This is a genomic window from Aureimonas sp. ME7, from assembly GCF_903970965.1.
GTDB lineage: Bacteria > Pseudomonadota > Alphaproteobacteria > Rhizobiales > Rhizobiaceae > Aureimonas.
In genome coordinates this window covers 12,436-33,711 of record NZ_CAJCKW010000012.1, presented here as the reverse complement: position 1 = coordinate 33,711, position 21,276 = coordinate 12,436, and the positions used below count along the sequence as shown (strand labels likewise).

Below are 21,276 nucleotides of genomic sequence, written 5' to 3'. Positions count from 1 at the left end.
ACCATCCGAAAGGCCGGACCCCATGCGCGAGATCGTCTTCGACACGGAAACCACCGGGCTCGATTTTGCCGAGGACCGGGTGATCGAGATCGGTGGGATCGAGCTCTGGAACCACATTCCGACGGGGCGCGAGTTCCACCGCTTCATCCGACCGCAGGGCCGGAAGGTCGATCCCGGCGCCTTCGACATCCACGGCATTTCCGACGACTTCCTCAAGGACAAGCCGGTCTTCGCCGAGGTGGTGGAGGATTTCCTCGCCTTCTTTGAGGGGGCGACGCTGGTCGCCCACAACGGCACGTTCGACATGCGCTTCGTCAACGCCGAGCTCGCCCGCCTCGCTCGCCCGCCGATCCCGAACGAACGGCTGATCGACACGCTCACCATGGCGCGGCGCAAGTTCCCGATGGCGCCCGCCACGCTCGACGCCCTGTGCTCGCGCTTTTCCATCGACACGACCAAGCGCGACAAGCACGGCGCGCTCGTCGATTCCGAGCTTCTCGCCCAGGTCTATATCGAGCTGATCGGCGGCCGGCAGTCGGCGCTTCGCCTCGTCACCGAGGACGAGGCGCGCATGAACGAGGACGCGGCGGGCGGCGTCACCCGCGCCCTGCCGCCCCGCCCCGCGCCCCTCCCCCCGCGCCTGACGGCGGCCGAGATCGAGGCGCATCGCCGCTTCGTCGAAGGCATGGGCGAGGGCGCGCTGTGGCGTCAGGTTCCCGGCTTCGACGAAGGCTGACGGCAGGCCTCCGAGGCTTTCCAACGCAAGGCCGGGCGCCTAGAGGAGACCGCAAGCGAAAGTCCGTCCGGCTTTCGCATCGGGTCCATGCCGGGAATGCCTTCCATGAATCAGGCCACCCTTCCGCTTCGCCACCTTCTTCTGGGGCTTGCCGTGGTGGCGGTCTGGGGCACCAACTTCGTGGTGATCCACCGGGGGCTGGAAGCGCTTCCCCCGCTTCTCTTCGCCGCCCTGCGCTTCGTGTTCGTGGCCTTTCCGGCGGTGCTCGTCCTGCCGCGCCCGCGCGTTCCCTGGCGCCAGCTCGCCGCCTACGCCATCCTGATCGGCGCCGGGCAGTTCGGTCTCCTGTTCGTGGCGATGCGCAGCGAAATCTCGCCGGGGCTCGCATCCCTCGTCATCCAGGCGCAGGTGTTCTTCACCATCGGTCTCGCCATGCGCCTGTCGGGCGAAACGGTGCGGCCCTTCCAATGGGTGGCGCTGGCGCTCGGTCTCGCCGGCCTTCTCGTGATCCTCACCCATACCGACGGGACGACCACGCCGCTCGGTCTCGCGCTCGTGCTCCTGGCGGCTTTATCCTGGGCGGGCGGCAACACGGTCGCGCGCCGGGGCGGGGTCACCAACATGCTGCCCTATGTCGCCTGGGCGGGCCTCTTTTCCGCCCCGCCGCTTCTCGCCCTCTCGCTTCTCCTGGAAGGGCCGGCGGCGATCGCGCGCGGGCTGGCGGCGGCCGATGCCGGCACCTGGGCCGCGGTCGCCTGGCAGTCGGTCGGCAACACCCTGTTCGGCTATGCCGCCTGGGGCTGGCTCCTGTCGCGCCACCCGGCAGCCCTCGTCACCCCGCTCGCGCTTCTCGTCCCCGTGTTCGGCATGGGCGCCTCGGCCTGGATTCTCGGCGAGCCCCTGCCCTTCTGGAAGGTCGGCGCCGCGCTCCTCGTCCTGTCCGGGCTCGTTCTCGGCCTCCTGTATCCGCGCTGGCAGGCAAGGGCTGGCGCGCGAAGCCAACGCGGCTAGCTTCGAGATTTCGAACGGCAGGGAGGAAACACAAGCCATGACCAGTTTCGTGATCCGGACGCGGGACGAGGACGACCTCGGTTTCCTCCTGTTCGCCGCCCACGAGGGCGAATGGCCGCCGGCCGGTACGATCGACTGCGTCTTCACCGGATCGCCCCACGACCCGAGCCTTCTCGACGATCCGAGGGGGCGTTTCGTCGTCACCCACAAGGATCGCGAATACAGCGCCGAGATCGGCTACACGCCGAGCGAGATGCGTGTGCGGATCGATCTGGGCGACGGCTGGCTGTTCGAGATCGCGAGCGACGAGGCCGGCAACGCCTGGACGGCGACGCGCGGGACGGAGCGGCTCGGTGGCTCGGGTCTGTTCCTTTGATGTTCGATATGATCGAGCGTTCGAGCCCTGTAGACATCAATCCGCTGAACGAGCCGGTCCGAAACGCTTGAGCATGGTCCCGTCCGCCCCGTCCTTCCCTTTTCGATGCTCGGCCCTTCGGCTGCGGCCGAACCTTGCCCTCGTGCTCCTGCTGCTCGTCGTTCTTCTGACGGCGGGCTGCGCGACCCGCCCCGGGGACACGGCCCTGGCGCCGGGCGGTAGCGCCCCGTCCGGTGCCCGGCAGGTCACGATCTTCGTGGCCACCGACCCCGCGCCGCTGGAGGAGAAGGCCGTCGGCACCGCCGTCGAACGGGCGGCCTTGAACTACATGGAACTGACGGTCTCCGTTCCGCCGGACCACCAGAGCGGAGCCGTCGAGTGGAGCGAGGCGGGCGCCGGCGATCCGTCCCGGAGCTTCGTGGTGACGGGGCGACGGGTGCTGGACAAGGCCGCCTTCGCCCGCACTATTGCGGCACGCGCGGGCCCCAAGGGCACGATCGGCATCTTCGTCCACGGCTACAACTACACTCTGGCGGAGGCGGCCTTCCGCACCGCCCAGCTTTCCGCCGACACGGCGGGCGTCGATGTGCCGATCCTGTTTTCCTGGCCCTCGGAAGGTGCCGTCACAGGCTATGTCGCGGACCGGGACGCGGCGACCTATGCCCGCGACGATCTGGCGGAGGTGATGAAGATCGTCGGCCGAACGAAGACCAGCGGCCGGATCTTCCTCGCCGGCCACAGCATGGGCGGCTGGCTGGTGATGGAAACCCTTCGCCAGTTGCGCCTCGAAAAGCGCGATGCGCTGATCGCCCGCTTCGACGTCGCGCTGGCCGCGCCCGACATCGACGTCGACGTGTTCCGCCGGCAGCTCGACGTCGTCGGGCCGCTCGATCCGCCGCTGACGCTTCTGGTCGCGGGAGACGATCGGGCGCTGGCCCTTTCACGGCGGCTTTCGGGAAATCGCGGGCGCGTCGGGGCGGTGGATGTCGGCGATCCAGAGCTGCAGGCCGTCGCGACGAGGGCGAACCTTCGCATCGTCGACATCTCGTCGGTCACGGCGGGCGACGGGGCGCGGCACGACCGCTTCGTCCGCTTCGCGGCGCTGCAGTCGCGGGAAGCGGCGAGGGACGGCGGGCCGCTCGGCTCGATCGGGCGCGCCGGGGCCTATGTGTTCGATGCGGCGGGGGCGACCGTGGCCAGCCCGTTCGTCTTGGCCAGCCGGATTCTCGGCGGGACCTGAACCTCCGGGCGCGAACGCCCGGAAGTTCGAAATTCTTCGTGGCCGCCCTCAGGCGACCGGCTGGACCTGTGCCTTGGCGCGCTCTTCGGCGAGGCGCTGGGTGAAGAGGGCGGCAAAATCGATCGGGTCGATCATCAGCGGCGGGAAGCCGGCATTGCGCGTCACGTCGGCGACGATCTGGCGCGCGAACGGGAAGAGAAGACGCGGGCACTCGATGAAGAGCACGGGCAGCATGTGCTCCTGCGGGAAGCCGGCGAGGCGGAACACGCCGCCATATTCGAGCTCGACGTGGAACAGCGTTTCCGCGCCCTCGCCGGCGCGCGCGTTCAAGGTCAGGCGCACGTCGTATTCCTGATCGCCGCCCTGAACCGGGTTGGCCCCGACGTTGACGCCGATGTTGATGCCCGGCGCGCGGGTCTGGCCGCGCAAGGAGGCCGGCGCCTTCGGGCTCTCGAAGGAGAGGTCCTTGATGTACTGGGCGAGGATGTTGAGGGCCGGCTGCTCGGGCGCGGCCGAGCCGTTGGCTCCGTTGGCGCCGTTCGTCGAGGTGTTGTCGATCTGGGACATGGAGGGTCCTCCCTGAAGCGTGTCGCGTCGGCCGCGTTCGGGTGTTGGCCGCGTTCGGGTGTTGGCGACCGTTTGAGGACGCTCGCCGCTGTCGCGGCAGCTATCACGGGGTCGGGGGCGGAAACAAGCGCGCCCGCGCCCTAGGGGCTTCCCAGGGGCTTCAGTGCAGGGTGCGCGGGCCCTTCGGATCTTCGTCCGTGATCTCCCGCCACGGGCTGTCGCCCTCGCCCTCGCGGCGCCGGAACTCGCCGCCCGAAAGATCGATCACCTCCGGACCCGCGTTCGGGCGATAGGGCGCGTCGCGCCGCTGCGGCGTCACCACCTTGATGCGCGAGCGCAGCTGGCGCCAGACGAGGTCGCGCACCGGGGGCAGGAACAGGAGAAGGCCGGCGATGTCGGTCAGGAAGCCGGGCAGGATCAGGAGGATGCCGGCCAAGCCGATCATCGCGCCGTGCACGATCTCGCGCTCCGGCACCCGGCCGGCGCGCGCCTGGGCTCTGGCCGCCTGGAGGGTCGACAAGGTCTGACGCTTGAGGAGAACCGCACCGAGCACCACGGAGGCGACCACGAGAAGCAGCGTCCAGCCGACGCCGATCCGGCCGCCGACCCAGATGAAGACCCCGATCTCCAGAAGCGGCAGCGCCAGGAGCGACAGGGGAAGAAGGATCAGCGGCATCGGGAAACGAAATCTCCTCGGCAGGGTTGTACGCGGGAGGGAAGTCGCCCGCGTCCGAAATTCGCACCCTAGATAAGACGCGCTTTCGTGAATTTGAATGGAAGGGCCCGGCGGACTATATGAAACCCGCGTGACCAGCGTCCTGGTCTGATCATAGGCGAACGGAATTTCATGGGCTTCGGGACGATCTTCTTCATCGTGGTGGCGGCGATCGTCCTGTATCAGCTGCGGTCCGTGCTCGGCCGGCGCACGGGCAACGAGCGCCCGCCTTTCGACCCCTATTCCCGGCCGAGCGACGGGGCGGCTCCCTCGCAGGGCAACGTCGTCACCCTTCCGTCGCGCCGCGTCAACGCGGACGACGCGCCCGCCGCTGCCTCCCCCTATGAGGCGATCGACAAGGTGGCGCTGCCCGGCACCCCCGCCAACGAAGGGCTTCGTCGCATCAAGGACGCCGATCCCGCCTTCGATGTCGCCGAGTTCGTGGACGGCGCCAAGATCGCCTACGAGATGGTGGTGACGGCCTTCGCCGACGGCGACCGCAAGCTCCTCAAGAACCTCCTGTCGCCGGAGGTCTACGGCGGCTTCGACGCCTCGATCACGGATCGCGAGGCCAAGGGCGAACGGCTCCAGTCCTCGTTCATCGGCATCAACGAGGCGACCGTCACCGGTGCCGAGATGAAGGATCGCGAGGCGCTCGTCACCGTGCGGCTCGTGTCGCAGCTGATTTCCGCGACTCTGAAGAGCGACGGCACCGTGGTGGACGGCGACCCGGAAACCGTGGTCGAAGTCATCGACCTCTGGACGTTTGCCCGCGACACGCGCTCGCGCGATCCGAACTGGAAGCTCGTGGAAACCGAATCCGAGGACTGATCCGTCCCATCGATCCGGGACAGTCCCGCGATGTCCGCCTCCACCCCTCCCCAGCCGGACGCTTCGTGGCGCCGGCGCTTCGCCGAGCGGTCGTTCGACACGCTGGCCGGTTGGCGCGATGCCGACCCTCGACCGGCCTTCGCCGCGTTTCTGCGTTCCGCGCCATCCATCCTTCGCGCCGACACAGCCTCGGCGCGCTCCGGGCTCGGCCCCGCCCATTTCGCCCCCGCCGCCGAACGGGCGCTGGAAGCGAAGGGGCCGCCGACGCAGCGCGAAGCGCGCACCTTCTTCGAGCGTTTCTTCCGGCCCTTCGCCATTCTGGACGGCGGGGCTCCCGCGCCCGGCTTCCTGACAGGCTACTACGAGCCGGAACTGCCGGCCTCGCGCGAGCGCAGCGCGCGCTTCTCGGTTCCGCTCTACCGGACGCCCGGCGATCTCGTGCGGCTTCCGACTGAGACGCGCCTCGACGGGATGGACGGGGAAACGCGCTTTGCGTGGCGAGCCGAGGACGGGCGCCTGCGCCCCTATCCCGACCGCGCGGCGATCGACGGCGGTTGGCTGCGCGGGCGCGGGCTGGAACTCGTCTGGCTGGAAAACCCGGTGGACGCCTTCTTCGTCCACATCCAGGGCTCGGCACGGCTTTCCCTGCCCGGAGGCGAGACGATGCGCGTCGGCTACGACGCCAAGAACGGCCACCGCTTCACCGCGATCGGCCGCGTTCTCGTGTCGCGCGGGGCGCTGCCGCTGGAAGAGGCCGATATGGCCGGCATCCGGCGCTGGCTCGCCGCCCATCCCGGCGAGACGCAAGCGCTTCTCCACCAGAACCGCTCCTTCATCTTCTTTCGCGAAGTGGAAGCGCGCGAAGGCGAGGGGCCGATCGGCGGCGCCGGCGTGCCGCTCACCCCGCTCGGCTCGCTGGCGGTGGATGCCGCGATCCATCCCTACGGCATGCCCGTCTTCGTCGATGCGCCGGGGCTCGCGATCGAAGACCGGCCGTTCCGCCGGCTCGTGGTGGCGCAGGACACCGGCTCGGCCATTCTGGGCCCCGCGCGCGGCGACCTCTTCGTCGGGTCGGGCCTGGCGGCTGGCGCGATCGCCGGTGCGATCCGCCATCCCGCCGCCTTCACGGCGCTCCTGCCCGTGGCCCTCGCCGAGGCGGGCCGATGAGACGGCGGCGCGATCTGTCGGGCGAGGAAAAGCGCCTGTGGGCGAGCGTCGCGCGCTCCGCCGTGCCGCTGCACGGCAAGACGATGCCCGAGCCGCCGCCGGAGCCTGTGCCGGCGCCCGAACCCGCGGTGCCGCTGTCGAAGCCGATCCCGAGCCTGCCGACGACCTCCGCCGCCCGAGCCGGGCAGCGCGCGGTGCCTTCCACGGCGCCCGCCCTCCACCCGATCGAGCGCCCGACGCGGCGCAAGATCGGCAAGGGGCGGATCGAGCTGGAGGACCGCATCGACCTCCACGGCCAGACGGAGGCGATCGCCCACGGCGCGCTCCTGTTCTTCCTGCGCCGCGCGCAGACCAGCCAGTTCCGCCACGTCCTGGTGATCACCGGGCGCGGCGCCTCGTTCGGCTCCACCGGCTCGCTCCGGCGCGCCCTGCCGCACTGGTTCTCGACCCCGGAGTTCCGCGCCCTCGTGTCGGGCTTCGAGCAAGCCGAGCGCGGCCATGGCGGCGAGGGGGCCTTCTATGTGCGGGTGCGGCGGCGATGACCCCGTTCGGCGAAAAGGTGCGCGAGCTGCGCGCCGCGCGCGGGGTGACGCAAGGCGAGATGGCCAAGGCGCTCGGCGTGTCCGGCGCCTATCTCTCCCAGCTCGAGCACGGCAAGCGCGGGCGCCCGACCTGGTCGATGCTCCAGCGCATCATCGGCTTTCTCCACGTCATCTGGGACGACGCGGAAGAGCTGGAACGCCTCGCCGAGCTCAGCCATCCCAAGGTGGTGCTGGAAACCGGGAGCCTCGGGCCCGGCGCCACGGCTTTCGCCAACCGTCTGGCCGAATCCATCGCCCTTCTGAGCGCCGAGGACATCGCCGCCCTCGACACGCTGCTGCTCGAAGCGGTGGCGCGCGCCGAAGCCGCCCAGCGCGAGGCGCGCCGGCGCCAGAAGGCTTAGAGACTGTTTCGAAAGTCCGCCGGGTCGGCTCGCCGATTCTTTTCGCGCCCCGCTTCGTTGCTTCGGGGCGAGCCACTGGTCTCGCCCGCCCTTCGGACGCTCGCCGATGCCGGCGGCATCGACTGCGCTCGGCTCCTAGCAAGGAACGAAAATTCCTCGCCGATCCTCCGCCAGGGACTTCCGAACCAGTCTCTCAAGGAAAGATCGCCTTGAGCTCGGCGAGCTTCTCGTTGACCAGCCAGCCGTAGTAGTTCTCCTCCGGCAGGCGGCGGGAGCCCGAGCGGTTCTCGGCCGCGAGCCGGGCGGCGCGGCCATACGGGTCGCCGACATTGTAGAGCGTCGCCACGACCCCGGGATTGTCGGAAATGTCGAAGCCCGCGACTTGCGTGTAGGCGTCGATCGAAGTGCGGATCACCGCCGCCATGTAGGCCAGCGTCTTGTCGGGATCCATGATCGCCTCGTAGACCTCGCCGGCATCCCGCATGTCGAGCTCGGGATAGCCCGAACGGCGATGGACGATATCGGACACCGAGAGCGCCGTCAGCGGGTTGAGCTGACCGAGGCCGAAGGTCTGCCCGGCATAGAAGGGCTGGAAGAACACCGCGCCGAAGCGGTTGTCGGGGAAGGCGGTGCCGTCCACCGTGCGCCCCCGGAAGCGCGTCTCGAACACGCGCTCCCGGCAGGACCAGAGGGCGGTGTCGTTCTTCGCGCCCGCGCATGTCGCGAACTGGGGCCGGGCGACGAAATCGGCCACCGTCTCGCCGCGATAGGCGAAGGCGACGCCGGAGGTCAGATACGAGGCGGCCTTGACGTAGTAGGTCTGCAGCCGGTCCAGCGCATCGACATTGTAGGTGTGCTCTCCGACCAGCGCGCCGGCGATGTGGATCGGCTGGATTCCGTAGGCCCGTGCGGCGCGGCGGATCTTGTCCTGGAGATCGCGGTTTTCGGCCAGGAGATCGTGGATCTTGCGGTACTTCGCCTCGAAGCTCGAGCGTGTCGCCTTGGTGCGCGAGCTCGACCCGCCGGGGATGGCGGGTTGCTCGGCATGCCGGTTGCCGGGCGGCACCCGCACGGCACCGAGCGCCGGCATGGCGAGGCAAAGACTGAGAGCGAGAAGAATGGGACGGATCATCGACCGGTTCCGGGACATGCGGCACCTATCCCCTCGCGCTAGCGCATTCAGCCTCGTAGGAAAATCAAAAACCCGTCCGAGCTGGGAAAGGGTGCCGAACCGAGATCTCAGGTGCGCCCGATCGGACACAGAAGCACCGATTGCTTCACGTGAAACATTTCGGCCGGATCAGGCGTAGCGCGTCGGCACGGCGGTTTCCGACTTCACCGTCTCCATCGAGATATAGGCCGACACGTCGAACAGCTCGATGCGCGACACCAAACGCTTGTAGATCGTGTCGTAGTGCTCGACGTCGGGCAGGACGATCTTCAGGATGTAATCGACGTTCCCGGTCAGCCGGTGGACCTCGACGATCTCGGGGATCGCGGCGAGCGCCGACTTAAACTCTTCGAGCCACCCGCCGGAATGGCGCGAGGTCTTGACGATGACGAAGACGGTGGTCGGAAGGTTGATCCGCCGCCGGTCCACCAGCGCGACGCGGCGCTTCACGTAGCCCTCGTCGCGCAGGCGCTGGATGCGCCGCGAGCAGGCGGATGGGGACAGGGCGGCTCGCTCGGCCAGTTCCCCGACCGGGCGGTCGGCATCCTCTTGGAGAAGGTCGAGAAGCAGTCGGTCGCGATCATCGAGCATGCCGGTGGAATGCAGTGTTTCGGCGTTGGGCGCAACTGAATAGCGCCGAAAGCCGGTTGGGCGCTTCCAATGTGCATCGATAGCCCTTCGCTTCCCCGAATTGGCGAACCGATTGCACAAGGCGCGCGGTAGTCTACGTTCGAACTCGGATGGGGTATAAGCTATGAAGCGTATTGGACTGATCGGCGGGATGAGCTGGGAATCCACGGCGGTCTATTATCGCCTCCTGAACGAGACGGTGCGGGCGGTGGAAGGTCCGCTTCATTCGGCCGACATCCTCCTGCATTCCGTCAACTTCGCCGAGATCGTCGAGATGCAACGCGCGGGCCGCTGGGATCTGGCGGCCGAGGCGCTTTGCGACAGCGCGCGCCGGCTGGAGCGCGCGGGCGCCGACTGCGTCCTGATCTGCACCAACACGATGCACCTCGTGTCGGCGGAGGTTCAGGCCGCCGTTTCCATTCCGCTGGTCGACATCATCGAGGAAACGGGCGCGTCGCTGGCGTCGGCGGGGCGTCGGCGTCCGCTGCTCCTGGCCACCCGCTACACGATGGAGCACGGCTTCTACGCCGACCGGATGGAAGCATCCACCGGCATCCGCCCCATGGTGCCGAAGGCGGAGGACCGCGAGAGCGTCCATCGCATCATCTTCGAGGAGCTTTGCGCCGGCCGCGTCCTCGATGCCTCGCGTCGCCAGCTCCAGGCCATTGTGGAGCGCGGGCGGGAGGCGGGCGCCGACAGCGTCATCCTCGGCTGCACGGAGATCGTCCTGTCGCTGGACCCCGCCGCGCAGGTCCTGCCCGGCTTCGATTCCACCGCGATCCATGTGGCGGCCGCCAGCCGCTTCGCGCTGGGGGAAGCCGGCCAGCCTCGCGAACGGAAGGCGGCGTAGGGTCGGTCCCTTCGGGGCTCCATCCCCAGGGAACAGGACCGCTCGCCGCAGGACCGCTCGCCGATGTGCCGTCTTCTCGCCTATCTCGGAACGCCGCTGTTTCTGGAGGACCTCCTGATCCGGCCCGAAGGCTCGCTCGTGTCGCAGTCGCTGGCCGCGCGAGAGGCGCGCACGGTGGTCAACGGCGACGGCTGCGGCCTCGGCTGGTACGGAGAGCGGCCCGAGCCCGGCCTTTATCGGGGCGTCCTGCCGGCCTGGTCGGACGCCAACCTCGCCTCGCTCTGCGGGCAGATCCGCTCCGGCCTGTTTCTGGCCCATGTGCGCGCGGCGACCTCCGGGGGCGTGTCCACCGCCAACTGCCATCCGTTCGCGCTCGGGCGACACCTCTTCATGCACAACGGCCAGATCGGCGACTACGGGCGCCTGCGCCGACAGGTGGAGGCGATGATCCCCGACGCCGCCTACGAGAGCCGGCGCGGCACCTGCGATTCCGAGGCGCTGTTTCTGGCAGCCCTCGCCCACGGGCTGGAGCGCGACCCCGCCGGCGCCTATGCCCGGACGCTCGGCACCGTGGAGGCCCTGAAGGCGGAAGGCGCCGAGCCGACGCGCTTTGCCGCCGTCCACACCGACGGGCGACGGCTCTTCGCCTTTCGCTGGGCGAGCGACGGCCAGCCGCCGTCCTTGTATTGGCGCGTCGAGGCGGGCGGCGTCCTCGTCGCCTCCGAGCCCTGCGGCGACGACCCGAGCCTTTGGTCGGCCCTGCCGCCCGGCAGCGTCCTGGAAGCGGGGCCGGAGGGGGCCTGGCTGCGTGCCTTCGAGGTCGGCCCCCAAGCATGCGTCCGGGCGCGGCACGCCGCCTGATCGTGGCGCGATTGCGGCACGCCCCGCCCATTTGCCACGATCTTAAGTCCTTTGCGGAACGGCCGGATTCCCGGTCGTCTGGAACGATTATCGCCGTTTTCAAATTGACGGTTGGCGCGAGGCGTCAACAGGTGTAATGCCGGGTACGCCTCTAGAGGAAAGGCCCCGACCCATGCCCCATTATCGCTCCCGCACCACCACGCACGGCCGCAACATGGCGGGCGCACGCGGCCTTTGGCGTGCCACGGGCATGAAGGACGAGGATTTCGGCAAGCCGATCATCGCCGTGGTGAACTCGTTCACCCAGTTCGTGCCGGGCCATGTCCACCTCAAGGATCTCGGCCAGCTCGTGGCGCGCGAGATCGAGGCGGCCGGCGGCGTCGCCAAGGAGTTCAACACGATCGCGGTCGACGACGGCATCGCGATGGGCCACGACGGGATGCTCTACTCGCTCCCCTCGCGCGAGCTGATCGCGGACTCGGTGGAATACATGGTCAACGCGCACTGCGCCGACGCCATGGTCTGCATTTCCAACTGCGACAAGATCACGCCGGGCATGCTGATGGCCTCGCTCCGGCTCAACATTCCCGTCGTGTTCGTGTCCGGCGGCCCGATGGAAGCGGGCAAGGTCAAGCTCAGCGACGGCAAGATCCATGCGCTCGACCTCGTCGACGCCATGGTGGCCGCCGCCGACGACCGGATGTCGGATGCCGACGTCCAGGTCATCGAGCGCTCGGCCTGCCCGACCTGCGGCTCGTGCTCGGGGATGTTCACCGCCAATTCGATGAACTGCCTGACGGAAGCGCTGGGGCTTTCCTTGCCCGGCAACGGCTCGACGCTCGCCACCCATGCCGACCGCGAGGACCTGTTCCTGGAGGCCGGGCAGCGCATCGTGGCGCTCGCCAAGCGCTACTACGAGGGCGATGACGAGACGGCGCTGCCGCGCTCCATCGCCACCAAGGCCGCCTTCGAGAACGCGATGGCGCTCGACATCGCCATGGGCGGCTCGACCAACACCGTTCTCCATATTCTCGCCGCCGCGCACGAGGCCGAGGTCGACTTCACCATGGCCGACATCGACCGCATGTCGCGCCGCGTGCCCTGCCTGTCCAAGGTCGCGCCGGCCAAGGCCGACGTCCACATGGAGGACGTCCACCGCGCGGGCGGCATCATGGCGATTCTGGGCGAACTCGCCCGGGCCGGCCTTCTCAATCTCGACGTGCCGACCGTCCACACCGCGACGATGCGCGAGGCCATCGCCAAGTGGGATATCGCGACGAGCCGGGACGCAAGGGCGCTGAAGCTCTTCAGCGCGGCGCCGGGTGGCGTGCCGACCCAGGTCGCCTTCAGCCAGAACGCTCGCTGGAAGGAGCTCGACACCGACCGCGCCGGGGGCGTCATCCGCGACCGCGAGCACGCGTTCAGCCAGGACGGGGGCCTCGCCGTCCTCTTCGGCAATCTCGCCGAGGACGGCTGCATCGTGAAGACGGCGGGCGTCGACGAGAGCATCCTCACGTTCAACGGGCGCGCGCGCGTCTACGAGAGCCAGGACGCGGCGGTGAAGTCGATCTTGTCCAACGAGGTGACGCCCGGCGATATCGTGCTGATCCGCTACGAGGGGCCGCGCGGCGGGCCGGGCATGCAGGAAATGCTCTACCCGACGAGCTATCTGAAGTCGAAGGGCCTCGGAAAGGCCTGCGCGCTCGTCACCGACGGGCGCTTCTCGGGCGGCTCGTCGGGCCTGTCCATCGGCCACGTCTCGCCGGAAGCGGCCGAAGGCGGGCTGATCGGGCTCGTCGAGGAGGGCGATCCGATCGAGATCGACATTCCCAACCGGCGCATCCATCTGGCCGTCGACGACGCCGAGATCGCGCGCCGCCGGGCCGAGATGACTGAACGCGGCGCGGACGCCTGGAAGCCGACCGAGATCCGCAAGCGCAAGGTGACGCTGGCGCTGCGCGCCTACGCCTCCATGGCGACGAGCGCGGCCAAGGGCGCGGTTCGCCAGCTCGACTGAGCCGGCCTCGTCGCGACGATCGCTGCAAGGCGTCGGCCCCCGGGGTCGGCGCCTTTTCGCGTTCAGCGGCGGTCGAAGCGCTCGCGGGCCGCTTCCACGCTGTCGCAATGCTTCTCGGCCCAGATCCAAACGCCGCAGAAGGCCGCCCCGAGGCTTTGGCCGAGATCGGTCAGGCCATAGTCCACGTGCGGCGGCACTACGGGATGGACGGTGCGCGAGACGAGGCCGTTGCGCTCCATCGCCCGCAGCGTCTGCGTCAGCATCTTCTGGCTGATCGTGGGCACGCGCCGCCCGATCTCGCTGAAGCGCAGGGTTCCCGCCTGTTCCAGTTCCTCCAGGATCAGGAGCGTCCACTTGTCGGCGACGGCGCCGATCAGGTCGTTGACCAGAGCCTCGACGCGCGGATCGGCGACCTCGCCTGCGGGCGAGACATGGCGGGCGGGAGCGTTCATGCCGACACTCTCCTTTCGGTGCGTATCATTCTTTTGGGTGCCTTCTTCCCAATGGGAAGCGTCATCTCCCATATGACGGATATCGCGACCGAAACAAAGGCGGTTTCCATGAAGACCACAGGCAACACCATTCTCGTCACCGGTGGCACGGGCGGTATCGGAGAGGCTCTCGCGCTTCGCTTCCACGAAGCCGGCAATACGGTGATCGTCGCCGGGCGGCGGCAGGACCGGCTCGATGCCATCGCGAAAGATCATCCCGGCATCGAGGGCGTGGTTCTCGACGTCGACGGCGAGGAGGGCGTCCAGCGCTTCGCGGCGGAGGTAATCGCTCGCTTTCCCAAGCTCAACGTCCTCGTCAACAATGCCGGCATCATGCGCTTCGAGGATCTCGGCCGGACGCGCGATCTGAAGGACGCCGAGGACACGATCGCGACCAACCTCCTCGGCCCCATCCGCCTGACCAACGCGCTGGTGGAGCATCTCAGCGCACAGAGCGACGCGGCGATCGTCAACGTGACGTCGGGCCTCGCTTTCGTGCCGCTCGTCGCGACGCCGACCTACAACGCCACCAAGGCGGCGATCCACTCCTACACGGTCTCGCTGCGCGAGGCGCTGAAGGGCAAGATCGAGGTGATCGAACTGGCGCCGCCCGCCGTCCAGACCGGGCTGACGCCGGGCCAGGAAACGCGGGAAGGCTACATGCCGCTGCCCGAGTTCATCGACGAGGTGATGAGCTTGTTCGCGAAAGCGCCGACGCCGCCCGAGATCCTCGTCGAGCGCGTCCAGTTCCTGCGTCATGCCGAGCGCGACGGCCGCTTCGACGAGACGGTAACCCAGCTCAACGAATTCGCCAACAAGGCGCGCGCCGCGCAGGGCTGATCCGGGCGACGAGGGGCCGGACGATCGCTCGTCCGGCCCTTGTGTGTCCTAGAGAATGTAGCGCGACAGATCGGTGTTGCCGGCGATCCCGTCCAGCGCCTTGTGGACGTAGTCGCCGTCCACCCGGTAGCTCTGGCCGCCCCGGTCCGGCGCCTCGAAGGAGATGTCGTCCAGCACCCGCTCCATCACCGTCTGGAGGCGGCGGGCGCCGATGTTCTCGACCGAGCCGTTCAGCGCCACCGCGACGTCGGCGATCGCGTCGATCGCGTCGTCGGTGATCTCGAGATCGACGTTCTCGGTCTTGAGGAGCGCGACGTACTGCTTGAGGAGCGAGGCCTCGGTCTCGGTCAGGATGCGGCGGAAGTCGTCGCGCTCCAAGGCGCGCAGCTCGACGCGGATCGGCAGGCGGCCCTGGAGTTCGGGCAGAAGGTCCGAGGGCTTCGAGACGTGGAAGGCTCCGCTCGCGATGAAGAGGATGTGGTCCGTCTTCACCGGCCCATGCTTGGTCGCGACCGTGGTGCCCTCAACAAGGGGTAGGAGATCGCGCTGGACGCCCTCGCGGCTGACGCCCGCGCCGCCGCGCCCATCGCCGTTGTTGGCGACCTTGTCGATCTCGTCGAGAAACACGATGCCGTTGTTTTCGACCGCGCGGATGGCGTCGGCGACCAACGCCTCGTTGTCGAGGAGCTTGTCGGATTCCTCGTTGATCAGAAGGGCGTAACTATCCTTCACCGAGGTGCGGCGCGTCTTGGTGCGCCCGCCGCCCATCGCCTTGCCGAACATCTCGGACAGGTTGAGGACGCCGATATTGCCGCCCGGCATGCCGGGAATGTCCATGCCGCCGAGCGGATTGGACGTATCGGCCACCTCGACGTCGATTTCCTTGTCGTCGAGCTCGCCGGCGCGCAGGCGCTTGCGGAAACTGTCGCGCGTCGCCGGCGAGGCGGTCTTGCCGACGAGCGCGTCCAGCACCCGGTCCTCGGCACCGGCATGGGCCTTGGCGCGCACGTCCTCGCGCCGCTTCTCGCGCGTCAGCGCGATGCCGATCTCGAGGAGGTCGCGGATGATCTGCTCGACGTCGCGCCCGACATAGCCGACCTCGGTGAACTTCGTCGCCTCCACCTTGATGAAGGGCGCGCCCGCGAGCTTGGCGAGGCGGCGCGAGATTTCCGTCTTGCCGACGCCCGTCGGGCCGATCATCAGGATGTTCTTCGGCATCACCTCTTCGCGAAGCGCGCCGTCCAGCTGCTGCCGGCGCCAGCGGTTGCGAAGGGCGACGGCCACCGCGCGCTTGGCGTCCTTCTGGCCGATGATGTGGCGGTCCAGCTCGGACACGATCTCGCGGGGGGAAAAGTCGGTCATCGAATCTTGGGATCTCGAAGAAAACGGGATGGTCGGATCGCCGCCCGGACGGATCGGGATCCACCGCGCGGCGAGGCATCACATGGGAATGCGCGAAGGCTCGCGCCAGTCCCGCGCGCCTCTCGCCTTGAGCGGATCGATGGCGCGCGACGGGAAAAAGGTGGCGGAAAGGGGGTCCCATCGCGGCGCCTTCGCGATAGGATAAAGGATACAAAGGCTCGCCCCCCGTTTCCCCGGCGATCCCTTGGCCTCCCTCCGTTGGAAAGGATCGTCATGGCCGCCCCTTCGCCGTTCATCCGTTTCCGCCGCGCTGCGCGCGCCGCATGAGGGGAGCCGGTGCCGGACTGATCCCCCGCCTCGAGAGACCCTGGACGGAAGGCGGCCTCAAGGCGGCGCTCGGAAGTCTTGCCGCCGAGAACGGTTTCACCCGCTTCGCCCTCCTCAGCATTCCCTCCACGGATGCGGCGGGCGCCGAGATGCGACCCGTCCTGTCCAACTGGGAGGACGAGTTCCGCGTCGGCTTCGAGCGCTTCGCGCTCCATCGCTTCTCGCCGGTGCTCCGCTCGCTGATCAACGGGACGCTGCCCTTCGTCTGGGACGCGGAGTTCCTCCATGGCTATGATCCGGCCGATCCCGATGGCTCCTCGCCGCAAGGGCGGTTCCTGGCGGCGAACGGCTGCCTGTCGGGCATCTACTGTCCGGTGCACGGGATCAACGGCTTCACGGGCGTCCTGTCCCTCTCCGGCCCGCAGCCGGTGACGGACGAGGCGGGCGGGGACGCGTTCCAGCTTCTGGCATTCTCCGCCTTCGGGGTCCTCGCGTCCTGCCGCTTCGAGGAGAACCGGCGCAACAACCCGCTGACGGGGCGCGAGCGCGACTGTTTGAAGCTCGCGATGCTCGGCAAGACCTCGTCCGAGATCGGCACGATCCTGAAGCTTTCCGAGCACACGATCTCGCAGTACCTGACGGCCGCGACGCGCAAGCTCGACGCGTCCAACCGCACGCACGCGGTCGCGCTCGCCGCCCAGCTCGGCTACCTCTCGTGAGCGCGCGGGCGCCGGGGCCGCTGCCGCCGGGGCTCCACCATTACCCCCTCCGCCTCGATCCGGGCGAGCAGGCGACCCTTCTCCAAGGCATCCGCGACGTGGTCGCCAAGGCACCGCTCTACCGGCCCCGCATGCCCGGAAGCGGGCGCCAGTTTTCCGTGCGGATGACCAATTGCGGCGCGCTCGGCTGGGTGTCGGACGCGGGCGGCTACCGCTACCAGCCGGTTCACCCCGAAACGGGAGAGCCCTGGCCGCCGATCCCGGACATGCTCCTCGCGCTCTGGGCGGAACTGTCGGACTACGCCCATCCGCCGGAAGCCTGCCTCGTCAATTTCTACGAGGCGGGCGCCCGGATGGGCCTGCATCAGGACAAGGACGAGACCGATCTCGACGCCCCCGTCCTGTCGGTCTCGCTCGGCGACGAGGCGCTGTTTCGCATCGGCGGCACGGAGCGCGGCGGGCCGACGCGCTCGCTGCGCCTCTCGTCCGGCGATGTCCTCGTCATGGGGGGCCCGAGCCGCCTCGTGTTCCACGGGATCGACCGGATCTATCCGGGCACCTCGACCCTCCTGAAGGGGGAGGGCCGCATCAACCTGACGCTTCGCCGGGTGACGCGGCCCTGATCCCTCAGCTGCCCATCGAAACGGGCAGGAACTGGTAGGCCCAGGTTTCGGTGAGCACCTTGTCGCCCTGGCGCATGTAGAGGCGCAGCTCCACCGGGTCGCTGCCCTCCGCCGTCAGATCGAAGGTGACGCGCCAGGCGGTGCCGACCTTGATCGAGTAGCAGTCGACCTTACCGACCGTCCCGCGCGAGGTGGTGGCGAGCGCTTCGACGCCCTTTTCCTCGCGCCCGAGCGCGGCGACGAGGCCGCCGTCGAAGTCCACCACGATCTTGGTCACGCCGGCCGGGCGCGGCTGGCCGGCGATGCCCCCCCGCCCGAGGCGGGTCGCCACCACCTTGCCGACGTCGCCGGGATAGGGCTCCTTGTTCGCCCAGTGGAGCTTATAGTCGAGCGCGATCGCGTCGCCCCGGCGCACGGGCTTCGACGACACCCAGTAGGCGGCGATGTTGTCGTGGATCTCGTCGTCGGTCGGGATCTCGACGAGCTGCACCGCGCCCCCGCCCCAGTCGCCCTTCGGCTCCACCCAAACGCTGGCGCGCTTCTCGTAGAAGACGCCGTCGTCCTCGTAGTTGGCGAAGTCGCGGTCGCGCTGGAGAAGGCCGAAGCCGCGCGGGGTGGCGTCGGTGAAGCTCGAGGTCATGACGCGCGGCGGGTTGTTGAGCGGGCGCCAGATGCGCTCGCCCGAGCCCGTCCACATCGCCAGGCCGTCGGAATCGTGGACCTCCGGCCGCCAGTCGATGCGGCGCGCCTTGTCGGTCTCCGAGTACCAGTACATCGAGGTGAGGGCGGCGATGCCGAAGCGGGCGATGTCGTCGCGCGCGAAGTAGCGCGCCTGGATGTCCATGACGATCGGGCCGCCCTTTTGGATATCCATGCGCAGGACGCCGGCGACGCGGGGGCTGTTGAGGAGGCAGGAGATCGCGAGCCGGCCATCGGGGGAAGGCTCGAGGAAGAAGTCGGTGAAGCGGGGAAACTCTTCCGGGGTGGGCATCGCGACGTCGATGGCGAGCGCGCGCGCCGACATGCCGAACTGGTTGTCCTCGCCAGACGTGCGGAAATAGGCGGCGCCGAGGAACGCGATCCAGTCGGCGTCCGAATTCGGCTCCAGGACGCGGAAACCCGCAAAGCCGATGTCGTCCGGGAGCTCCTTGGCCGGCGAGTCCGCCGGAATGGTGAAGAGGTTCGGGTCGTAGCGCAGCGTGCGGGCCTGACCCCCTTCCACCACGTGGATGCCGACCGGCAGCTTGAAGTAGCGCCCGAGATGGAAGAAGCGGATCGGCGCCTTGCCGTCGTTCAGGAGAAGGGTCTGGTCCTTCTTGTACTGAATGCGCCAGTGCTGGTCGAAGTCGATCCGCTCCAGCGTGTCGCCCGAGCGCGGCACTTCCGGCACGTAAGGGGCGACGGCGAGCGCCTTCGCCCGCTCCACCAACGCGTCGAACGAGAAGGGCTCGGGCGCCCCGAACTGGAGAAGGTCGCCGTCGGCTGCGAGCGCGGTGCCTGTCGCACCGGCCAGGCCGAGAAGGCTGAGACCCATCATCAGTTCGCGTCGGTTCAGATCGATCGTCATCGGCGTCCTTGTGTTCCGCTTCGGATTGCGCGCGGGGGAGTTGGGCCGGTCGCGGGTGAAAGTCAACTCACCGCATGCGCTGGCGAAGGCCGCGCCCCGCTTGGCCCCACCTCATCAAATCTTGCGGAGCGCCACCTCCTCCACGAGGTGATCGCCCCCTTTTCGCAGGATCAGGTCGGCGCGAGGGCGGGTGGGGAGGATGTTCTCGTAGAGGTTTCGCGCATTGATCGTCGACCAGAGGCGTTCGGCGACCTCCAGCGCCTCGGCCTCCGAAATCTTGGAATAGCGATGGAAGAACGAGCTTTCCTCGCGGAACGCCGTCTCGCGCAGGCGCATGAAGCGCGACACGTACCAGCGATGCAGGTCGCGCTCGTCCGCGTCGATGTAGATCGAATGGTCGAAGAAGTCCGAAACGAAGGGCACGAACTTGCCGTCCTTCGGCATCTCGCGCGTCTGGAGGACGTTGAGCCCCTCGAAGATCAGGATATCGGGCTGATCGACCTCGATCCGGTCGCCGGGCACCACGTCGTAGACGAAGTGGGAATAGACCGGGGCGGTGACCGAGCGCGCGCCGGCCTTGATGTCGGACAGGAAGCGCAGGATGGCCCCGACATCGTAGCTTTCGGGAAAGCCCTTGCGCTGCATCAGGCCCTCACGCTCCAGAACAGCGTTCGGATAGAGAAAGCCGTCGGTGGTGACGAGATCGACCTTGGGCGTTCCCGGCCAGCGGGCAAGAAGCTCCTTGAGAATGCGGGCCGTCGTGCTCTTTCCCGCCGCGACCGACCCGGCGATGCCGATGATGAAGGGGGTCTTCACCTGCTCCTGCCCACGCAGAAAGCGCTTGCGTTGGCGAAACAGCGCCTGACTGGATTCCACATGGGCATAGAGAAGACGCGAGATGGACAGGTAGATGCGCTCCACCTCGTCGACATCGATCGTGTCGCCGAGCGAGCGCAGGCGCGCCACCTCTCCCTGCGTCAGGGTCAGCGTTTCACGTCCGCGGAACGTCGCCCATTCGGCGGCCGAAAAGAAGTGGTAGGGCGACAAGGGCGGGGAGGCGAGCTGGTCCATGGCCGTCCTACCCGGCATGGGGCCGGGCGGCCTTTTCCTCGAGCCCGGTCTGGGCGGTGCGCCGTTCGAGCTCGGCCATGACCTCGGCGACCGGAACGTCGCGCAAGTGGAGAAGCACGGTCAGGTGGTAGAGAAGATCGGCGGCCTCGCCGACGAGCTCGCCGCGGTCCTGCGACACGGCGGCGATCACCGTCTCCACCGCTTCCTCGCCGAGCTTCTGGGCGACCTTGGGAACGCCGCGACGGGCGAGCTTGGCGGTGTAGGAGTTCGGATCGCCCGAGGTGGCGCGGGCGGCGACGATCGCCTCGAGGGCGGCGAGATCGAACATGGGGCGCCTCGAACGGTTTAGGGCACGGCGGGGGCGAGCGTGCTCGCGCCGTCGAGCCGCATGGGAATGCCGGCCGCCGCCATGTGGCGCTTGGCCTCGGCGATCGTGTGGGTGCCGAAATGGAAGATCGAGGCGGCCAGCACCGCCGTCGCGCCGCCATCGCGAACGCCGGCCACGAGATGATCGAGCGTGCCGACGCCGCCGGATGCGATCACCGGCACCGGGACGGCGTCCGCCACCGCGCGGGTGAGGGGAAGGTCGAAGCCCGCCTTGGTGCCGTCGCGGTCCATGGAGGTCAGGAGGATCTCGCCCGCCCCCAGCGCGACCACGCGGCGCGCGAACTCGACCGCGTCGATGCCGGTCGAGGTGCGCCCGCCATGGGTGAAGATTTCCCAGCGATCGGTTTCGCCGATCCCCGAGACGCGCTTGGCGTCGATCGCCACGACGATGCACTGGTTGCCGAACTTGTCGGCGGCTTCCGCCACGAATTCCGGCCGCTTCACCGCCGCCGTATTGATCGACACCTTGTCGGCTCCCGCGAGCAGGAGCTTGCGGATATCGGCGACCTCGCGCACGCCCCCGCCGACCGTGACGGGCATGAAGCAGGCTTCCGCCGTGCGCGCGACGACGTCGAAGATCGTCTCGCGGTTATCGGAGGAGGCGGTGATGTCGAGGAAGCAGAGCTCGTCGGCGCCCGCCGCATCGTAGGCGCGCGCCGCCTCCACCGGGTCCCCGGCATCCACCAGCCCCTCGAAGTTGACTCCCTTGACGACGCGTCCGTCCTTGACGTCGAGGCAGGGGATGATGCGGGCTTTCAGGGTCACGTCCGGGCG

General features: G+C 68.6%; 24 protein-coding genes. 14 read left to right on the top strand and 10 right to left on the bottom strand.

Annotation, left to right across the window (positions count from 1 at the left end; all coding sequences use genetic code 11):
- The first annotated feature begins 22 nt into the window (after nucleotides 1–22).
- From dnaQ to H7A85_RS17245, 4 genes are all read left to right on the top strand, one after another.
- A complete protein-coding gene (dnaQ, locus tag H7A85_RS17260; RefSeq protein WP_182087207.1) occupies nucleotides 23–736 on the top strand; it encodes a DNA polymerase III subunit epsilon in 714 nt (237 codons plus the stop codon).
- A gap of 105 nt (nucleotides 737–841) precedes the next feature.
- The gene (locus H7A85_RS17255; protein ID WP_182087206.1) at nucleotides 842–1,747 is read left to right on the top strand and encodes an EamA family transporter; all 906 of its coding nucleotides are present in this window, start codon (nucleotides 842–844) and stop codon (nucleotides 1,745–1,747) included.
- Nucleotides 1,748–1,784: 37 nt separating this feature from the next.
- Entirely contained in the window at nucleotides 1,785–2,123 is a 339-nt protein-coding gene (locus H7A85_RS17250) for a hypothetical protein (protein ID WP_182087205.1), read from the top strand.
- A 142-nt stretch (nucleotides 2,124–2,265) separates the two neighbouring features.
- Nucleotides 2,266–3,363, top strand: coding sequence for an alpha/beta fold hydrolase (locus tag H7A85_RS17245; protein ID WP_182087204.1), 1,098 nt, complete (start codon nucleotides 2,266–2,268; stop codon nucleotides 3,361–3,363).
- 48 nt (nucleotides 3,364–3,411) lie between these two features.
- Here H7A85_RS17245 and secB read toward each other — a convergent pair whose 3' ends face one another.
- A complete protein-coding gene (secB, locus tag H7A85_RS17240) occupies nucleotides 3,412–3,930 on the bottom strand; it encodes a protein-export chaperone SecB (RefSeq protein WP_182087203.1) in 519 nt (172 codons plus the stop codon).
- A 160-nt stretch (nucleotides 3,931–4,090) separates the two neighbouring features.
- Entirely contained in the window at nucleotides 4,091–4,606 is a 516-nt protein-coding gene (locus H7A85_RS17235; protein ID WP_182087202.1) for an FxsA family protein, read from the bottom strand.
- Nucleotides 4,607–4,777: 171 nt separating this feature from the next.
- Between H7A85_RS17235 and H7A85_RS17230 the strand changes: the two genes are divergently transcribed.
- Genes H7A85_RS17230 through H7A85_RS17215 form a run of 4 tightly spaced genes read left to right on the top strand, consistent with a single transcriptional unit; the run spans nucleotide 4,778 to nucleotide 7,586 of the window.
- On the top strand, nucleotides 4,778–5,476 hold the full coding sequence (locus H7A85_RS17230; RefSeq protein ID WP_182087201.1) for a Tim44/TimA family putative adaptor protein: 699 nt from the start codon (nucleotides 4,778–4,780) through the stop codon (nucleotides 5,474–5,476).
- 30 nt (nucleotides 5,477–5,506) lie between these two features.
- Nucleotides 5,507–6,643, top strand: coding sequence for an MltA domain-containing protein (locus H7A85_RS17225; RefSeq protein ID WP_182087200.1), 1,137 nt, complete (start codon nucleotides 5,507–5,509; stop codon nucleotides 6,641–6,643).
- Entirely contained in the window at nucleotides 6,640–7,185 is a 546-nt protein-coding gene (locus H7A85_RS17220; protein ID WP_182087199.1) for a Smr/MutS family protein, read from the top strand. Before H7A85_RS17225 ends, H7A85_RS17220 begins: the two co-directional genes overlap by 4 nt.
- Nucleotides 7,182–7,586: a helix-turn-helix transcriptional regulator gene (locus H7A85_RS17215; RefSeq protein WP_182087198.1), complete on the top strand. Its 405-nt coding sequence runs from the start codon at nucleotides 7,182–7,184 to the stop codon at nucleotides 7,584–7,586. Before H7A85_RS17220 ends, H7A85_RS17215 begins: the two co-directional genes overlap by 4 nt.
- A gap of 193 nt (nucleotides 7,587–7,779) precedes the next feature.
- Here the strand turns inward: H7A85_RS17215 and H7A85_RS17210 are convergent, their stop codons facing one another.
- Together H7A85_RS17210 and H7A85_RS17205 are read right to left on the bottom strand one after the other, a co-directional pair.
- A complete protein-coding gene (locus tag H7A85_RS17210; protein WP_182087197.1) occupies nucleotides 7,780–8,718 on the bottom strand; it encodes a DUF1402 family protein in 939 nt (312 codons plus the stop codon).
- A 168-nt stretch (nucleotides 8,719–8,886) separates the two neighbouring features.
- Nucleotides 8,887–9,348 carry an Lrp/AsnC family transcriptional regulator gene (locus tag H7A85_RS17205; RefSeq protein WP_182087196.1) on the bottom strand — a complete coding sequence of 154 codons (462 nt, stop codon included), beginning with the start codon at nucleotides 9,346–9,348 and terminating at the stop codon, nucleotides 8,887–8,889.
- A 163-nt stretch (nucleotides 9,349–9,511) separates the two neighbouring features.
- On the opposite strand from H7A85_RS17205, the gene H7A85_RS17200 reads away from it, so the two are divergent.
- The 3 genes from H7A85_RS17200 (at nucleotide 9,512) to ilvD (ending at nucleotide 13,115) form a co-directional block, all read left to right on the top strand.
- Complete coding sequence (locus tag H7A85_RS17200; protein WP_182087195.1) at nucleotides 9,512–10,237, top strand: aspartate/glutamate racemase family protein; 726 nt, start codon at nucleotides 9,512–9,514, stop codon at nucleotides 10,235–10,237.
- Between the two features lie 63 nt (nucleotides 10,238–10,300).
- Complete coding sequence (locus H7A85_RS17195; protein ID WP_182087194.1) at nucleotides 10,301–11,098, top strand: class II glutamine amidotransferase; 798 nt, start codon at nucleotides 10,301–10,303, stop codon at nucleotides 11,096–11,098.
- Nucleotides 11,099–11,270: 172 nt separating this feature from the next.
- Nucleotides 11,271–13,115, top strand: coding sequence for a dihydroxy-acid dehydratase (ilvD, locus tag H7A85_RS17190; protein WP_182087193.1), 1,845 nt, complete (start codon nucleotides 11,271–11,273; stop codon nucleotides 13,113–13,115).
- A gap of 62 nt (nucleotides 13,116–13,177) precedes the next feature.
- Here ilvD and H7A85_RS17185 read toward each other — a convergent pair whose 3' ends face one another.
- On the bottom strand, nucleotides 13,178–13,567 hold the full coding sequence (locus tag H7A85_RS17185) for a helix-turn-helix domain-containing protein (protein ID WP_182087192.1): 390 nt from the start codon (nucleotides 13,565–13,567) through the stop codon (nucleotides 13,178–13,180).
- A 108-nt stretch (nucleotides 13,568–13,675) separates the two neighbouring features.
- On the opposite strand from H7A85_RS17185, the gene H7A85_RS17180 reads away from it, so the two are divergent.
- A complete protein-coding gene (locus tag H7A85_RS17180) occupies nucleotides 13,676–14,446 on the top strand; it encodes an SDR family oxidoreductase (protein ID WP_182087191.1) in 771 nt (256 codons plus the stop codon).
- Nucleotides 14,447–14,494: 48 nt separating this feature from the next.
- Here the strand turns inward: H7A85_RS17180 and hslU are convergent, their stop codons facing one another.
- Complete coding sequence (gene hslU / locus H7A85_RS17175) at nucleotides 14,495–15,808, bottom strand: ATP-dependent protease ATPase subunit HslU (RefSeq protein WP_182087190.1); 1,314 nt, start codon at nucleotides 15,806–15,808, stop codon at nucleotides 14,495–14,497.
- Nucleotides 15,809–16,131: 323 nt separating this feature from the next.
- On the opposite strand from hslU, the gene H7A85_RS17170 reads away from it, so the two are divergent.
- Entirely contained in the window at nucleotides 16,132–16,854 is a 723-nt protein-coding gene (locus H7A85_RS17170) for a LuxR family transcriptional regulator (protein ID WP_182087189.1), read from the top strand.
- A gap of 20 nt (nucleotides 16,855–16,874) precedes the next feature.
- Nucleotides 16,875–17,477, top strand: a complete 603-nt coding sequence (locus H7A85_RS17165; protein ID WP_182087267.1) for an alpha-ketoglutarate-dependent dioxygenase AlkB — start codon at nucleotides 16,875–16,877, stop codon at nucleotides 17,475–17,477.
- A 4-nt stretch (nucleotides 17,478–17,481) separates the two neighbouring features.
- On the opposite strand, the gene H7A85_RS17160 is transcribed toward H7A85_RS17165, so the two are convergent.
- From H7A85_RS17160 to hisF, 4 genes are all read right to left on the bottom strand, one after another.
- The gene (locus tag H7A85_RS17160; protein ID WP_182087188.1) at nucleotides 17,482–19,044 is read right to left on the bottom strand and encodes a glucan biosynthesis protein; all 1,563 of its coding nucleotides are present in this window, start codon (nucleotides 19,042–19,044) and stop codon (nucleotides 17,482–17,484) included.
- Nucleotides 19,045–19,158: 114 nt separating this feature from the next.
- Nucleotides 19,159–20,133 carry a type I pantothenate kinase gene (gene coaA / locus H7A85_RS17155; protein WP_244631254.1) on the bottom strand — a complete coding sequence of 325 codons (975 nt, stop codon included), beginning with the start codon at nucleotides 20,131–20,133 and terminating at the stop codon, nucleotides 19,159–19,161.
- Entirely contained in the window at nucleotides 20,123–20,443 is a 321-nt protein-coding gene (locus H7A85_RS17150; RefSeq protein ID WP_182087187.1) for a phosphoribosyl-ATP diphosphatase, read from the bottom strand. Before H7A85_RS17150 ends, coaA begins: the two co-directional genes overlap by 11 nt.
- Nucleotides 20,444–20,460: 17 nt before the next feature.
- Nucleotides 20,461–21,267 (bottom strand): imidazole glycerol phosphate synthase subunit HisF, encoded by an 807-nt coding sequence (hisF, locus tag H7A85_RS17145; RefSeq protein WP_182087186.1) that lies wholly within the window; start codon nucleotides 21,265–21,267, stop codon nucleotides 20,461–20,463.
- Nucleotides 21,268–21,276: the final 9 nt, after the last annotated feature.